This is a genomic window from Sphingopyxis indica, assembly GCF_900188185.1.
Taxonomy (GTDB): domain Bacteria; phylum Pseudomonadota; class Alphaproteobacteria; order Sphingomonadales; family Sphingomonadaceae; genus Sphingopyxis; species Sphingopyxis indica.
This window is the reverse complement of sequence record NZ_FZPA01000008.1, coordinates 125,588-140,391: the sequence shown is the minus strand read 5'-3', so window position 1 is coordinate 140,391 and position 14,804 is coordinate 125,588. Positions and strand designations below refer to the sequence as shown.

General features: G+C 62.4%; 18 protein-coding genes and 1 pseudogene. 11 read left to right on the top strand and 8 right to left on the bottom strand.

Annotated elements, in window-relative coordinates; genetic code table 11:
* Nucleotides 1-106: 106 nt before the first annotated feature.
* The 6 genes and pseudogenes from CHB69_RS12095 to CHB69_RS12070 form a co-directional block, all read right to left on the bottom strand.
* Entirely contained in the window at nt 107-463 is a 357-nt protein-coding gene (locus CHB69_RS12095; RefSeq protein ID WP_089216252.1) for a hypothetical protein, read from the bottom strand.
* Between the two features lie 92 nt (nt 464-555).
* Nucleotides 556-924, bottom strand: a pseudogene (cueR, locus tag CHB69_RS12090) (Cu(I)-responsive transcriptional regulator); the annotation flags it as partial.
* Nucleotides 921-3,104 (bottom strand): copper-transporting P-type ATPase, encoded by a 2,184-nt coding sequence (locus CHB69_RS12085; RefSeq protein ID WP_425442420.1) that lies wholly within the window; start codon nt 3,102-3,104, stop codon nt 921-923. The pseudogene cueR and the gene CHB69_RS12085, both read right to left, overlap by 4 nt.
* 93 nt (nt 3,105-3,197) lie before the next feature.
* The gene (gene merA, locus CHB69_RS12080; RefSeq protein WP_089216249.1) at nt 3,198-4,628 is read right to left on the bottom strand and encodes a mercury(II) reductase; all 1,431 of its coding nucleotides are present in this window, start codon (nt 4,626-4,628) and stop codon (nt 3,198-3,200) included.
* Nucleotides 4,629-4,638: 10 nt separating this feature from the next.
* Nucleotides 4,639-4,971, bottom strand: a complete 333-nt coding sequence (locus CHB69_RS12075) for a heavy-metal-associated domain-containing protein (protein ID WP_089216248.1) — start codon at nt 4,969-4,971, stop codon at nt 4,639-4,641.
* Nucleotides 4,972-4,982: 11 nt separating this feature from the next.
* Complete coding sequence (locus CHB69_RS12070) at nt 4,983-5,375, bottom strand: mercuric transporter MerT family protein (protein WP_089216247.1); 393 nt, start codon at nt 5,373-5,375, stop codon at nt 4,983-4,985.
* Between the two features lie 76 nt (nt 5,376-5,451).
* Between CHB69_RS12070 and CHB69_RS12065 the strand changes: the two genes are divergently transcribed.
* From CHB69_RS12065 to CHB69_RS12040, 6 genes are all read left to right on the top strand, one after another.
* Nucleotides 5,452-5,865, top strand: a complete 414-nt coding sequence (locus CHB69_RS12065; RefSeq protein WP_089216246.1) for a MerR family transcriptional regulator — start codon at nt 5,452-5,454, stop codon at nt 5,863-5,865.
* A 184-nt stretch (nt 5,866-6,049) separates the two neighbouring features.
* On the top strand, nt 6,050-6,802 hold the full coding sequence (locus CHB69_RS12060) for a LuxR family transcriptional regulator (protein ID WP_089216245.1): 753 nt from the start codon (nt 6,050-6,052) through the stop codon (nt 6,800-6,802).
* A gap of 108 nt (nt 6,803-6,910) precedes the next feature.
* A complete protein-coding gene (locus CHB69_RS12055; protein WP_089216244.1) occupies nt 6,911-7,537 on the top strand; it encodes an acyl-homoserine-lactone synthase in 627 nt (208 codons plus the stop codon).
* The gene (locus CHB69_RS12050; protein WP_089216243.1) at nt 7,534-8,409 is read left to right on the top strand and encodes a phytanoyl-CoA dioxygenase family protein; all 876 of its coding nucleotides are present in this window, start codon (nt 7,534-7,536) and stop codon (nt 8,407-8,409) included. Before CHB69_RS12055 ends, CHB69_RS12050 begins: the two co-directional genes overlap by 4 nt.
* Nucleotides 8,410-8,413: 4 nt before the next feature.
* Nucleotides 8,414-9,028: a GntR family transcriptional regulator gene (locus CHB69_RS12045; RefSeq protein WP_089216242.1), complete on the top strand. Its 615-nt coding sequence runs from the start codon at nt 8,414-8,416 to the stop codon at nt 9,026-9,028.
* Nucleotides 9,021-9,317: an EexN family lipoprotein gene (locus tag CHB69_RS12040; protein ID WP_245836741.1), complete on the top strand. Its 297-nt coding sequence runs from the start codon at nt 9,021-9,023 to the stop codon at nt 9,315-9,317. The genes CHB69_RS12045 and CHB69_RS12040 overlap by 8 nt, the downstream gene beginning before the upstream one ends.
* Nucleotides 9,318-9,328: 11 nt before the next feature.
* On the opposite strand, the gene CHB69_RS12035 is transcribed toward CHB69_RS12040, so the two are convergent.
* Both CHB69_RS12035 and CHB69_RS12030 read right to left on the bottom strand, forming a co-directional pair.
* Nucleotides 9,329-9,718: a type II toxin-antitoxin system VapC family toxin gene (locus CHB69_RS12035; RefSeq protein ID WP_089216241.1), complete on the bottom strand. Its 390-nt coding sequence runs from the start codon at nt 9,716-9,718 to the stop codon at nt 9,329-9,331.
* Nucleotides 9,715-9,960: an AbrB/MazE/SpoVT family DNA-binding domain-containing protein gene (locus tag CHB69_RS12030; protein ID WP_089216240.1), complete on the bottom strand. Its 246-nt coding sequence runs from the start codon at nt 9,958-9,960 to the stop codon at nt 9,715-9,717. The genes CHB69_RS12035 and CHB69_RS12030 overlap by 4 nt, the downstream gene beginning before the upstream one ends.
* 160 nt (nt 9,961-10,120) lie before the next feature.
* On the opposite strand from CHB69_RS12030, the gene CHB69_RS12025 reads away from it, so the two are divergent.
* The 5 genes from CHB69_RS12025 (at nt 10,121) to CHB69_RS12005 (ending at nt 14,696) form a co-directional block, all read left to right on the top strand.
* Nucleotides 10,121-11,053 carry a nucleotidyltransferase and HEPN domain-containing protein gene (locus CHB69_RS12025; RefSeq protein WP_089216239.1) on the top strand — a complete coding sequence of 311 codons (933 nt, stop codon included), beginning with the start codon at nt 10,121-10,123 and terminating at the stop codon, nt 11,051-11,053.
* A gap of 190 nt (nt 11,054-11,243) precedes the next feature.
* Nucleotides 11,244-11,855 (top strand): type IV toxin-antitoxin system AbiEi family antitoxin domain-containing protein, encoded by a 612-nt coding sequence (locus CHB69_RS12020; protein ID WP_212541924.1) that lies wholly within the window; start codon nt 11,244-11,246, stop codon nt 11,853-11,855.
* A complete protein-coding gene (locus tag CHB69_RS12015; protein ID WP_212541923.1) occupies nt 11,800-12,714 on the top strand; it encodes a nucleotidyl transferase AbiEii/AbiGii toxin family protein in 915 nt (304 codons plus the stop codon). The genes CHB69_RS12020 and CHB69_RS12015 overlap by 56 nt, the downstream gene beginning before the upstream one ends.
* A gap of 294 nt (nt 12,715-13,008) precedes the next feature.
* On the top strand, nt 13,009-13,611 hold the full coding sequence (locus tag CHB69_RS12010; RefSeq protein WP_170935540.1) for an RNA polymerase sigma factor: 603 nt from the start codon (nt 13,009-13,011) through the stop codon (nt 13,609-13,611).
* Complete coding sequence (locus CHB69_RS12005) at nt 13,608-14,696, top strand: FecR family protein (RefSeq protein ID WP_089216235.1); 1,089 nt, start codon at nt 13,608-13,610, stop codon at nt 14,694-14,696. Before CHB69_RS12010 ends, CHB69_RS12005 begins: the two co-directional genes overlap by 4 nt.
* Nucleotides 14,697-14,804: the final 108 nt, after the last annotated feature.

Here is a 14,804-nt window from a genome sequence, read left to right as displayed (position 1 = left end):
TCATCTTCCTGAATTGAATGTTGGAAAGGGCCTTGCATGGGCGACTGCCAAGCGCAGTCACGCTCTGCCCATATGAAAATCGGGCAAGCAGGTCGTGACATTCAAATCAGGCAGTAGGCGGAGGAGGCTCCGGTCCGGTCGATAGGCCGACAAGCTGATGGATGGCGGGCAGGAAATGCACCTGCCGTGCGTGCAACGACCCGCCGAGCGTGCCCGGTTCAGGCACGGCGAACAGTGGGATCGTGCAGCCCATCGCGGCGATACAGTCGAGCGTAAGCCCCTTGCACGGCATTTTGCCAGGCTCTTGCCGGCCTTGCTGCATCATTTCCATGCAGTCGCCCGACATCGCTCCAGCCGCCATTTCGATCATCGACGCGCGGGGGCCACTGGCGAACGCCGTCTCCTGACCGAGCAGGCCGGTCAATGCGCCGATGAGCAGAAGGAGTGACAAAAATCGTTTCACGACGACTGTGATTTACTGGCATCCGCGAACAAATTCAATCGCGACGCCCGGGTTTTCTTTGCCACGTCATTCCCGATGCGCCCGAGGCCATCGAGAATCGGGCATTCGGGACGCTCATCGCCGTGGCAGCGTTCTGCGAGGTCAAGCAGCGAACGGCGCATGGCTTCGAGTGTGCGAGCCTTGCGATCGAGTTCTTCCGCATGCATCAAGGCCAGCTTCTTGACCTCTGCGCTCGCGCGATTTCGATCTGACCAGAGCACAAGCAGCTTGGCGATCTCCTCAATCGGAAAGCCCAGATCGCGGGCATTGGCGATGAAACGAAATCGCTCGATTTCGGTTGGCGAATAGGCCCGGTAGCCACTGTCCCGCCTGGATGCCGGCGGGACGAGGCCGATCTTTTCATAGTGGCGGATCATCCTTTCGGACACTCCACTCGTTTTTGCTGCCTGTCCGATGTTCATAGCGTTTGCCGGTTGAGCCGCAGCGCGTTCCCCACCACGCTGACCGAGGAAAGCGACATGGCTGCGGCCGCGATGATGGGCGACAGGAGGATGCCGAAGAAGGGGTAGAGCGCGCCTGCTGCGACCGGCACGCCCGCCGCGTTATAGATGAAGGCGAAGAACAGGTTCTGGCGGATATTCGCCATAGTCGCCTGGCTCAGGCGGCGCGCCCGCACGATCCCCGTCAGATCGCCCTTCAGCAGCGTGACACCGGCGCTTTCGATCGCGACATCCGTTCCCGAGCCCATGGCGATGCCGACATCCGCCGCAGCGAGGGCGGGCGCATCGTTCACGCCGTCACCCGCCATCGCGACCACCTTGCCCGCCTGCCTGAGCCGTTCGACCACAGCACTCTTCTGGTCGGGCAGAACTTCGGCCTCCACCTCCGAGATGCCGAGCCGGCGTGCCACGGCCTCGGCCGTGGTCCGGTTGTCGCCGGTGAGCATGACCACGGCGATGCCTTCCCGGCGCAGAGCGGCAAGGGCGTCGGGCGTCGTTTCCCTGACCGGATCGGCAATGGCGAAGATGCCGGCCGCGGCCTCCTCGATGCCGATGAAGATCGCCGTCGCGCCATCGCGGCGCAGCGCATCCGCCTGTTCGCTCAGCATATCGGTGGCGATGCCGCCTTCCTTGAGGAAAGCAGCGTTGCCGAGAACGATCCTCTTGCCTTCCACCGTCCCCACCGCGCCCTTGCCAGTAGGGGAATCGAAGCTGCTGACCTCGGGAAGCGCCAGCTTGCGCGCCTCGGCCGCCGCAACGATGGCCTGGCCGAGCGGATGCTCGGAGGCCCGTTCGACGCCGGCCGCAAGGCGCAGCAATTCGCTCTCGTCCCACCCCTCGCCCACAACGATGCACGTAACGCTGGGCTTGCCTTCGGTAAGCGTACCAGTCTTGTCGATAACGAGCGTATCGATCTTCTCCAGCCGCTCCAGCGCCTCCGCGTTCTTGATGAGCACGCCCAGGCCCGCACCGCGTCCGACGCCCACCATGATCGACATGGGCGTCGCAAGCCCCAGCGCGCAGGGGCAGGCGATGATAAGCACCGCCACAGCCGCAATAAGGCCATGTGCAAGGCGCGGCTCCGGCCCCCAAATGCCCCAGGCGACGAAAGCGGCGACTGCCACCGCCAGCACGGCAGGGACGAACCACCCCGCGACCTGATCGGCGAGCCGCTGGATCGGCGCGCGCGAACGCTGCGCCTCGGCGACCATCTGGACGATGCGCGACAGCATCGTGTCGCGGCCGACCTTTTCCGCGCGCACCACGAGCGCACCGCTTCGATTGAGCGTGCCGCCGATCACGGGATCGCCGGCCGCCTTGGTGACGGGCATCGACTCTCCGGTCACCATCGATTCGTCGATCGCCGAGCGGCCCTCTTCCACCCTGGCGTCGACTGGCACCTTTTCGCCCGGACGCACGCGCAGCCGGTCGCCAACCGCAACTGCTTCGAGCGCGACTTCCTCGTCGCTGCCGTCCTGCCGGATGCGCCGCGCCATCTTTGGCGCCAGATTGAGCAGCGCCCTGATCGCGCCCGAAGTCCGCTCGCGTGCCCGGAGTTCGAGCACCTGGCCGAGCAGCACCAGCACGGTGATGACAGCCGCCGCCTCGAAATAGACGGCGACCGACCCGTCCACGCCCCGGAAGGCGGCCGGAAAGATCGACGGCGCGGCCGTCGCCACCACGCTGTAGAGCCAGGCAACGCCAGTTCCCATCGCGATCAGCGTGAACATGTTGAGGTTGCGCGTCCTGACCGATTGCCAGCCGCGCTGGAAGAACGGCCAGCCCGCCCACAGCACGACCGGCGTCGCCAACGCCAGTTGGAGCCATGTCGAGAGCCTCGGCGAAACCAGCTCGTGGAACGCGGGGCGCAGATGACCTCCCATTTCCAGAACCAGCACCGGCAGCGTGAGCACGAGCCCGATCCAGAAGCGGCGGGTCATGTCGACGAGTTCGGCGCTCGGCCCCGCCTCGGCAGTCGCGGTCTCCGGTTCCAGCGCCATGCCGCAGATCGGACAGGCGCCGGGATGGTCCTGGCGGATCTGCGGATGCATTGGGCAGGTCCAGATTGTCGCCTCGCGCGTATCAACCGGTGGGGGCGTTGACGCATTCGGATGCTGATGATGGCCGCAGCGTTGCGCCATAGAATCGCTCCTCATGTGAGATCTCCGCTTTTGCACCCTGACATGATGTCAGGGTCAAGCGCAAAAAAAATCCGGTTGAGGACGCTCGACTTGTTATCCTGCGCAACAGGAAAGCTTGGCGACATCCTTGCGGAAGCCCTGCGCCGCAAGCTTCAATGCTTCGACGGTTGTCAGGTAGGGAAAGATTGTCTCGCCAAGGGCCTGTGCCGTCATTCCGTGCTTGAGCGCCAACACCAAAGTCTGGATGCTGTCCGCACCTTCGGGCGCAAGGATCTGTCCGCCGAGCAGCAGCCCGGTATCGGCGTCGGCGACCAGCTTGACGAGCCCGCGCGTATCGCGGGCGGCGAGCGCACGAGGCACCTGGTCGAGCGAAATCACCGACGTTTCAACGGCAAAGCCCCGCTGCCTGGCCATGGCTTCGGTCAGTCCCACTCCTGCGACCTGTGGATCCGTGAACACGACCCACGGCATTGCGCTGTTGTCGTAGGCGAGGCTGTCGCCGTTCAGCGCATTGAGCGCGGCAAGCCTTGCCCCATAGGCCGCCATATAGACGAACTGGTCGCGGTCGGTGACGTCGCCAGCGGCGTAGACTCCCGCCTTTGACGTGCGCATGCGGTCATCGATGATGATGGCGCCGCGTGCATCTTGAGCGACGCCGGCGTATGGCAACTCCAAAGCTTCGGTATTGGGCGTGCGGCCTGTGGCGACCAGCAGCCGTTCGGCCTTGAGTTCGTGTCGCCGGCGCCCATCCTCGACACAGACGGTAACGCCCCTCTCGTCTTCCCGGCAGGCGTCGTACGTAATTCCGCAATGGAGCCCGATGCCCTCGGACCGGAACGCTTCCGAGAGCGCGGCGGACACGTCTGGCTCCACCTGTGGCAGCAACCGCGACCGGCAAACCACAGTGACATCGCCCCCCATGCGACGCATCATCTGAGCGAGCTCTGCGCCGATATATCCGCCGCCGACGACGATCATGCTTCTTGGCAGATCCTTGAGGTCCAGCAGCGATGTGCTGGTCAGATAGTTGACCTTCTCGATGCCCGGTATCGACGGCACGGCGGGCCGGCCGCCAGTGGCGATGACGATCTTGCCGGCTGCAACGGGCGTATCGTTGACGATGACACCTGCGCCGTTCAACCGCGCGCGCCCTTCGAGATAGGTGATGCCGTCATATTCAGACAGAAGGTCGATATATTTCTTCTGCCGCAACATCCCAACGAGATCGTCCTTGGCCGCGATCAGGCGGCGCCAGTCGGTAAGCTGTGCATCACCGGCAAGGCCGGGAAACCGTCCCGCTGCTCGCGCATCGTGAAGCGCTTCGGCCGCGCGAATCATGGTCTTTGACGGCACGCAGCCGACGTTGACGCAAGTGCCGCCGATAGTGCCGTGGCCGACGAGGACCACTTTTGCGCCCTGCTCGGCTGCGGTTATCGCTGTGGAGAAACCTGCCGACCCTGCGCCTATGACAGCCAGGTCATAGCTTCCCTTCCGGTTCACATGGCGAACGCCGATACCAGCCATATCAGTCCAATCAGTTCTTCGCGGTTGCCGGGTAACCGGCATTGGTCGATGCGGCGGCGATCGCCTTGAGCGTCGTGATAGATGGATCGAACACGACGGTCGCGGTCTTTGCATCGAAATCGACACCGACCGATCGCACGCCGCGCACGCTCTCCATCGCTGATTTGACCGTTACCGGGCAAAGCGCACAAGTCATGTTCTGGATCACGAAAGTCGCGGTCCGTGTGGCCTCAGTCCGTGCTGCCGCCGGTTGCGCCTCAAGCGGTGATAGAACGCTCAAGGAAGGGATTGAAGCAGCGCCCAGAGCGAGTGCGCCAGCGGCAATAATGACGGGATGTTTCATGTCAGCTTCTCCTAATAGAATAGCGGCGCCCACCAATTGATCGTCAGGGCCAGGGCGACCAGCAGCGTCGCCAGCCAGAGGACGGTCTTGATGATGAGCGAGGATTCCGGCCGCGCGCAGTACGAGCCATCCACACAGGCTGGCTTGGCCTTGAAATAGACCTGCCGGAAACCGAGGCCGATGAAGATGACGGCCACGGCCGCGAAATAGGGCTTGTAGGGCTCGAACGCCGTGAGGGTTCCGATCCAGGCGCCGGAAATGCCCAACGTCAAAAGCAGGAGGGGCGCGATGCAGCAGGTCGATGCGAGGATCGCGCCAATGACGCCGCCGGTCGCGAACAGGGTCTGCTTTCGCTTTTCGGTTGGCGTATTCAGCCCCGTCGTTTCGACATCGTTATAGCTCATGCGACTCGGCCTCGCTTTTGATTCGATATGAGGCTAAGGTCTGTAGTAGATACAGACTCAAGAGGTTTTTTTCTGAATGAACCATCCTGCCCTGGGAATGTGCCTGCAGCGCGCCGATTTGGCGAAAGCCACGGGCTGCAACCTCGAAACCATCCGCTACTATGAGAAGACCGGATTGCTCGCCGAGCCGCTGCGCAGCGCCAAAGGCTATCGCCTCTATGGCGAGAAAGACGTTCGTCGCCTTCGCTTCATCATGCGCGCGCGTGCGCTCGGCTTCACGATCGAGGAAATTCGCGGCCTGCTCACGCTGGTTGACGGCGGCACGCAGACTTGCGTCGAAGTGAAGGCGCGCACCGAACTGCATCTGGCCGACGTACGTGCGAAGATCGCGGACCTTCGCCGGATCGAGACCATCCTTGCCAAAACCGCGGCGCAATGTTCGGGCGATGCCGTTCCGCAGTGCGCGGTTCTCGAAGCACTGGCTGCATGAATGCTGTCATTCCAACGCGGAGATGCTGGCGACCGATTTCTAATGTACCCAAATTTTCGAAGGGAAAGGAGTGTGAAATAGGACATCAGGCGTAGCGTGAGACGGGATTCCTGGTGTCCATTAGTTGAAGGGCGGTGCGTGGGTTTGCGGGTTGGGACTGCGCTCGCGGCCGTAACAGGGGTCTATGCGACTTGCATTGGTGGAGTTACTTGGTGACAGCATTCTAACGGCATCTTCGATCGACGATCTACACGAGGCTTTGGCGCGCGCGGCCGGCGACATGGGTTTCGATCGTTTTGCGCTTTCGCTTGAAATCGGCTGCGGCGCCGACAGCGGCGCATCCTTGCTGGTCCATGATTATCCGGCAAGCTGGGCCGATGTGTATATCGGCTTCAATCTGGCGGCGACCGATCCGGTCCGCCGCGCGGCGGAGCGCAGCGTGTTGGGCTTCGGCTGGCAAAATATCCTCGACCTGGTTCCCATGACCGACATGGAAAGAACCACCTTCGAGACCGGACGACGGCATGGCCTTGTCGACGGGTTCACTGTCCCACGGCACCTGCCCGGCGACGTCATCGGGTCATGCTCGTTCGTTACCGGCCTCGGTAAATCGCTCCCACATGCGATGCTGATCGTTGCCGAAATGCTTGGTGCAATGGCAATCGCCAGCGCAAGGCGGCTCTCGGGATGGGCAGGCCGGCCGGGACACGCGAAGCTGACCGACCGGCAACGCGACTGCGTCCTTTGGGCCGCGCGCGGCAAGACGGACTGGGAAATCTCACGGATTCTCGGCATCAGCCATGAAACGGTGATCCAGCACCTCAAGGACGCCCGGGAACGCTACGATACGCACAAGCGCGCGTCGCTGATCCTTTACGCCTTGTACGACGGTCTCATCAGCTTCGCCGACATTTTCCGCTGGCGGATTCGACACTGAAATTCGATTCCTGCGGTTTCGCACCACGTCTCTCCCCATTTCTTGGTATGGGCCGCTGGTAGGCAACGATGTTCTTTCCTGCGTGGCTTCAACCACGGAGGGACTGTCATGCCAGAGGAGATCGGGGAACGGATCGAAGTTGACGAGGACAGCGCGCTGCGGGCGATGTTCCGGGCGCGTAAGGAGGTCTTCATCGATCTTCTGAAATGGGATCTGCCCGTCCTTGCAGACGAGTTCGAGGTCGATCAGTTCGACCGCCAAGCAGAATATCTCATCCTGCTCGAACAGGGCGTCAAGCATCGTGCGTCGACGCGATTGCTGCGAACCGACCAGCCCCATCTGCTCGGTAATCTTTATCCGCATCTGTGCGCGGGTCCGGTGCCGACTGGCACCACCATTCGCGAGATCACCCGTTTTTGCCTCGATCGCCACCAGCGGGCGTCCGAGCGCCGCAGCGCCCGCAACCAGCTCGTCACCGCACTCGCCGAGCACGCGCTGGCGACGGGCATCACGGCCTACACCGGTATCGCCGAGCAGGAGTGGTTCGAGCAGATTCGCCATTTCGGCTGGGACTGCAAAGCACTGGGCCAGCCCGTCGTTCACGAGGGACGCCGCCTCATCGGGCTTCACATCCGGATCGACAGCGATACGATCGAGGGCTTGCAGGCCAGTGGTGTATATGAAGCGCCAAAACTGATGTTGACGGCCCCGCGCACGGGCGGGAGCGGCCGATGAATAACCTCGTCCCTCTCCGCCGCGCCGAGCCGGCCTGGACCGATCAGCTCCGCACCGAGGGCTATTGCATCATTCCCGATGCTTTGCCGGTCGGAGCCATTGCCGCGCTCGAAACCGATCTTGATCCGGTCTTTGCGGCAACGCCCTTCTGCCGGGGCCGCTTCTATGGCGAGCGGACCAAGCGCTTCGGTTCCCTGCTCAAGCGCTCGCCCCATGCGGCGCAGCTCGTCCTCAATCCGATGATCCTTTCGATGGTCGAGGAGATTCTGGTGCCGGCCTGCGACCGGATTCAGCTCAACGTGGCGCAAGCCATCGAGATCCATCCCGGCGAAATGCGCCAGTTTCCCCACCGCGATCACGATATGTGGCAGGGCGAAAAGGGAAATCACGAATATCTCGTCAATGTGATCTGGCCGCTGACGTCCTTCACGCGCGAAAACGGCGCGACACAGATCTACCCCGGCAGCCACGGGCCGAAAGGCATGGCACGCGAGGAAACAGGTGAACCGATCATCGCCGAATGCGGTCCCGGCTCCGCCATCTGCTTTCTCGGATCGACGGCGCATGGCGCTGGCGCCAATCGAACCGACCATGTGCGGCGCGGTATCGTGATCGGTTACTGCCTTGGATGGCTCAAGCCCTATGAGAACCAGTGGCTCGCCTATCCGCCCGAGGTCGCTCGCACTTTCCCGCCCGAACTGTCCGCCCTCGCCGGCTATAGGCAGCACCGGCCCAATCTCGGCAATTTCGAGGGTCAATGCCCGTCGATCCTGCTCGGCAAGGACGTACCTGAACATATCGGGGCAATCGACGCGCTCAGGCCCGATCAGGAAGCGATGATAGAAGGCTTCGGTCAATCGGTCGGGGGCTGAACATATGAGTCCCGCCTATGTTCTCGAGCCAACCTACGATACGCTCAGGCGGCGCCTTTTCGCTGGCGTCTGGCCATCGGGGCAGCGCCTTGAAGCCGCCCGGCTCGCTACGGAACTGGGCGTCAGCATGACGCCCGTGCGCGACAGCCTCAATCGACTTGCCGGCGAGCGGCTCGTCCATTCGTCGCCCGGCGAGGGATTCCAGGTTCCCCTGCTTAGCGAGACCGAGCTTCGGGCACTGATAGACTGGCACCGTGCACTCGTAGGCATTGCACTTGGACGCCGGCGCACGATCACGATATCCAGGGATTTGCCGCAAGGCCATGACGGCATCGGCGAGCGCACGGCAATCCTGTTCACGGTAATCGCAGGCGCGGCTGGAAGCCTCGAGCTTCACTGGGCTCTCGGAAATGCCGCCGCGCGCCTCGGCTGTTATCGGCGCCATGAGGAAAACGTCCTCGATGGTGCCCATGCAGAACTGGCCGCTCTTGAAGCGCTTGTGCGTGAGGGAAAGCGGGCCGGGCTCGCGCGGGCAATCGACCGGTATCATGATCGCCGCCACGCCGTTGCCGGTGATCTGGTGCATGCTGCACGGTATGCAGGATCCTCTGATGCGTGAAGCCACGTCACGGACGCCGTTCGACCTCACGAACGGGACCACGGGAAGGAAAATGATGACGAAGAAGAAGCTGATCCTCGCGGTGTTGACAGGCCCGTTCAGCCTCGCGGCCTGTACCCAGGCCACCCCGCGCAGCAGCGAATATTTCGCCGAGCATCTGGAGGAGGCTCGTCAGGTCGTCGCCGGCTGCCGCGACGGCACGGTGCGCGGCGATGAGTGCGCCAATGCGAACATGGCCGTCGAGGAGGCCGATGCGAAGGAGCGGTTCAGGCGTTTCAGGGGCCGCTAATTGATCCGTGGTTACCGAATGACCGAAACTTTCACGCTGGCGGCATCCGCGATCGTTCGCCACGTCTTATCCGCCGTGAGAGCGGGCAATCCGTCGCGCAACGCCAGCGCCAGGCAGAATCTGTCGCCAAGCGACAAGCCCGCTTCGGCCGTGACCGCCCGTAGCCTTCCCGCAATGGTCGCAAGGGCTTGGTCCGCCTCGACAATGATCATCGGCAAGGGATGCAGCATCGCGTCCACTTCGCCTGCAGGCATGCCAGCATGAATGAAATGGCTCACCACTTCGGCATAGTTGACCGAGGTCATCCGCGATGCGGCGATCGCATCGGCAACTTTTCCCGCACCGGCTTCTTCCTTCAGCAATGCCAGCAGCGCCGAAGCGTCGAGGACCGCTTCGCTCATTCGCCCGAGTCCTCGCGGCGACCCGCAAGGAACGCATCCACCGATGCTTCGGATTTTCCGGCTGTATATTTTCGGGCGAGTGCCTGCGCATGCGCGATCGACTGGGCAACGGTTCGCAGGATGACGCCATCGGGCGTCTCTTCGACGAGCAGCGAACCGCCGCCGGCAAGGCCAAGGCGCTTGCGGATATCGGCGGGTAAGCTCATCCGGCCGTTCGGCGTGATCGTGACCTGAACCGTCATTGCGTACCTCTTAAACCCTTCGTTCCATGAGTGCCGAAGCCAGTCGTTACCCAGTGGCACCATTATGCCATGAATATCTTATCATGTCGCGATTCAATTTTTGAGGCATGATTGACGTTTCATGGGTGCAAAGCGCGCCCTGTGCTGTTAGGTTGTCCCCATGCGCACCGGCCTCGATCATCTTCCGGCACAGAAAAGACGCGAAATCGAGCGCGTCGTGCAGATCATCTTCGAGGAGTTCGAAGATGCGCTGGCGCTCGCCACGCACCAGTGGAAGAAGAAGGGCCGGATCGAGAAGATCATTCTCTATGGCAGCTATGCGCGCGGCGGATGGGTCGATGAACCGCATACGGCCAAAGGTTATCAGTCGGATTTCGACCTGCTGATCATCGTCAATGACAAAAGGCTGACCGACCGGGTCGATTATTGGCTGAAGCTGGAAGATCGGCTCAATCGCGAACTGTCGATCACCAAGACGCTCAAGACGCCGGTCAATTTCATCGTCCATACGCTACAGGAAGTGAATGATGGTCTGGCCCATGGCCGTTATTTCTTCATGGATGTCGCCCGCGACGGCGTCGCGCTCTATCAGTTCGAGGACAGCGAACTGCATAAGCCCAAGCCCAAGACGCCCGAACAGGCGCTGGCCATGGCGAAGGAGTATTTCGACGAGTGGTTTCCTGGCGCGATGCGTAAATATGACTTCGTAAAATTTGGGATCGAGAAGGGCCATTTGAAGGAAACGGCGTTCGAGCTACACCAAACGGCCGAAAGCCTATATCACTGTGTCCTTCTGGTCGTGACCTTCTACACGCCACACGTCCATAATCTCGGCTTCCTACGCACCCAAGCCGAACGTCTCGATCGCCGGCTAGTGGATACCTGGCCGCGCGAGCGGAAAGCCGACCGAACACTCTTCGAAAAACTCAAGGAAGCCTATGTGAAGGCCCGCTACTCGAAACACTATCGGGTAAGCGCCGAGCAGCTCGAATGGCTCGCCGCGCGCGTCGAGGCGCTGGGCATGGTCGTCCATGCGATCTGCACCGAACGCCTCGCCGCCCTCGAACAGGACGTCGCGCGGGAGGGATCGTAACCCTCAGGGGCCGGGACGCATGCGGCCCGGTCGCCCGCAACGCGGCGATAGAGCCCGACGGCCGCAAGGCCGGCCCGCCCAATCAAAAACTGACGTGACTGACCGCACCGGATTTGCAATTCACAATCCGCGCTGTTACAAAACCTCAAACTAAAATTGAATTTATCAGAGGTTTTGTAACATGCCGGCCATGCCGCACACTCAGCGTGATCATCTCCGCGCGATGGTGGCGCAGCATGGGATCGTTCGCGCGCAGGAACTGCGCAAGGCGGGGATTGCGGGCACGACCATCCAGCGGGCGCTCGAAGATGGCGAACTCGTCAGGATCGGCCGCGGCCTCTACCAGGATTCGCGAAGCGACATCGACACAGACCAGACGCTCGCCGAGGTCGCCAAGCGCGTCCCCAAGGGCGTGATAGCCATGATCTCGGCGCTCGCTTTCCACGGCCTGACCGATCAAATGCCGCGCAGGGTCTGGGTCGCGATCGGACCGAGCGACTGGTCGCCGGTCCCAGCCTATCCACCGACGAGGATCGTCCGTTTCACCGAGAAATATCTGCGGCAGGGCACCGAACATCACAAGATCGCAGGGGTCGATGTGCCAATCTACTCGGCGGCCAAGACGCTTGCCGACCTGTTTCGCAACGGCCGGCTGGTCGACCGCTCGGTCGCCGTCGAGGGGCTGCGCGCCGCAATCGAGCAGCGCAAGGCAACACCAGCGCAGATCGCCGAAGCCGCTCGCTCAGGTGGCGCGTGGCGGATCATGCGTCCTTATCTGGAGGCACTCACTTTCAATGGCTGACGGTCTCTCCAACATCGCTGCCTCGGTGAAACAGCGCCTGCTCAACAAGGCGCGGGAGGAAGAGCGTGCGTTCGATGTCCTGCTCATCCGCTTCGCGCTCGAACGCCTGCTCTACCGGCTTTCGCTCTCGCAATATCGCGATCGCTACATCCTCAAGGGCGGAATGCTTGTCACCCTGTGGCTCGAAGGGGGCGCAAGGGAAACGCGCGATGCCGATTTCCTCGGCTTCGGCGAAGCCGATGAGGAAACCCTGAAACAGATTTTCGCCGAGATCATGGCGGTCCCGGCGGAGGACGGACTGGTATTCGATACAGATGCGCTGACCGCCACAGCGATACGCGAAGACATGGAATATGGCGGCATTCGCCTGCGGACATCGGCCTATCTTGAGCGCACCCGAATTCCGGTCGTTCTCGACATCGGCTTCGGCGATGCCCTGGCAGATGCCGCGCATCGCATCGACTATCCCTCGCTGCTCGACATGGATCGGTCCAGCATCCGCGCTTATCCGCCGGCATCGGTCATTGCCGAAAAATTCCAGGCCATCGTCGCGCTCGGCCTTGCTAATGGACGCATGAAAGACTTCCACGACCTTTGGGCCATTCCGAAGATGGTGCCGATCAATTCGGACGTGCTCGACGCGGCGATCGCCGCCACATTCGCGCGCAGGTCAACCGAGGTTCCGGCAAACCGTCCGCCTGGCCTGTCTGAGGACATGGCGGCGGATCCCGCCGCGCGGCGACGATGGTTCGCCTATGGCGAATCACTTGAGCTGACCGGTGTGGATTTTGGCGAAGTGCTGGACGATGCGTGGGCTCTGCTTGGACCGTCATGCGAAAGGCTGAACAATGGTGCATGAGACCAACACGTCGCGCCATATAAATCCGTCACTCTTCAGCTATCGTGGTGAATGCTGAGTAACTTGAATGGCTTGCCTTCCCGGTTCGTTCCCGCCATGTTCGGGTTGCGAGGACGAACAGTCTGGCGATCGTTCGCGCCTTAATCGCGCCAGGCATCAAGAGCGCCGGTCCATGAAGGACAGGCGGCCGTACCGGACAAAGGCATCCGTCTGGATTGCCTGACGGCGGCACAGCGTTGGAAGTATCATGGCCGGCTTCCCGGCCATCATGCGCTGCTGTCCGGGAAGTCTCACGTGTCATCGTCCGCTCCGCCGTTTCGCGGCCACCGGCCTCCTTTTTCAGTCTCATCGGGAGCGCATAGCTGCCCTGTCGATGTCTTCGAGACCGCCTGTGAAGAGGCTCCGCCGACCAGTCTGGAGGAGACATTTCGCACCGAACGCAGCGCGCTCTTGCGCTATCTGGGACGCCGGGCGGGACATGACGTCGCGCCCGATCTGGTGCAGGAAGTGTTCGCGCGGGCGGCCGGCAGTGCGCAGGCTTCGCGTCTCGCCAACCCGGCGGCGTTCGTCAGGCGCATTGCCAGGAACCTGCTGATCGACCGCGCGCGCCGCCGCGGGAGCGACAATATTGTGATCTTTCCCCTCGACGAGCAGCGCGACGCGAGCGTTCCGCCGGAACAGACACTGGATCTCGAGGCGGCCGACCTGTTGCGCATCTATAAGCAGGCGGTCAATGATCTGCCCGAGAAGACGCGCCGGGTCTTTATGATGAGCCGCGACGAAGAACTGACCTATAGTCAGATCAGTGAGCAGCTCGGGATCAGCATGGCGACAGTGCAATATCATATGGTGCGTGCGATCGCCTTCGTCGCAGCGGCGGTGAAGGATCATCGATGAGCGGTGAAGAATGGCCGGGCGGCAGAGCCTCGTCATCAACCGATCTCGAAGCGGCAGCCTGGTGTTTCCGGTTGAAGGAAACGCCAACAGAAACGCTGCTCGCCGAATTTCAGTCCTGGGTCGACGCATCCAAGACCAACGCCGAGGCGTTCGCCAATGCGATGCTGGTGGCACCGATGAAGCCCGCCGAGCGTGAACGCATCGAACAGTTTCTGGGGCAATCCCTCCCGGCCCTCTACAAGCCCGGTCGTAAGACGCGAGCCGGTTCGCCCAGTGCAACGATTCACACCTTTCCGGCCAAGAATCATGCAACTCCGCTCAAACCCAGCCGCACGGGACGCAGATGGGCGACCGGCGCGATCGCGGCGGCGGCCATGGTTGCGCTGACCGTCGGGCTCCTCCCGAACTTGCCGCTCCCGTGGCTCTTGTCGCCGGCCCGAGCCGAGACCTATGCGACGGGTCATGGAGATATCCGGCGTTTCACGCTGGCCGATGGATCGTTGGTGACTCTCGACACCGACAGCCGGGTCGAGGTGGTGATCGACCGGAGTAAACGCCACGCCCTGCTGCGCCGGGGCCGCGCGCGCTTCGTCGTGGCGGCCGATCCGCGCTCCTTCACGATCCAGGCCGGTAATGGCGATGTCGTCACGGCCGAAGGGGCGATTGATGTCGGGGTGGACGGGAATGCCCACGTCGAACTGCGCCTGCGGTCGGGCTCGGCCAGCGTGAAGGCACGCGATACGAAGGATAAGCAGAGCGAGAGCATGCCGCTCACGATCAACCGTCCCGTCCTCTACGCGGGAGGCGATTTCGCGCCGCGCGTGGTTACGGCGCCGACGGCCGATACGCGCAACTGGCCGAGCGGATGGGTGGAATATCGCACGATCGCGCTCGGCGAGCTGATCCGCGATGCCAATCGCTATGCCAAGAGGCCGATCATCCTCGACGATCCGAGGCTTGCGAGCCTCGCCGCGTCAGGGCGGTTCCAGCTCACCGAGACGGACAGGTTCGCCAGTAGGATCGCCGAACTGTTCCAGCTTCGCACCTCCCACCGTGCCGACGGCATCCATCTGCGGCCCCAATAGCATCGCCCGTGGAATAATTTGCGAAGGGTGACTGACGGCACCCCCGCAACCTGCGTCGATACCCCGATCAAGAGCGAGCCGACCGGCATACGCTCATGATCATCAGGG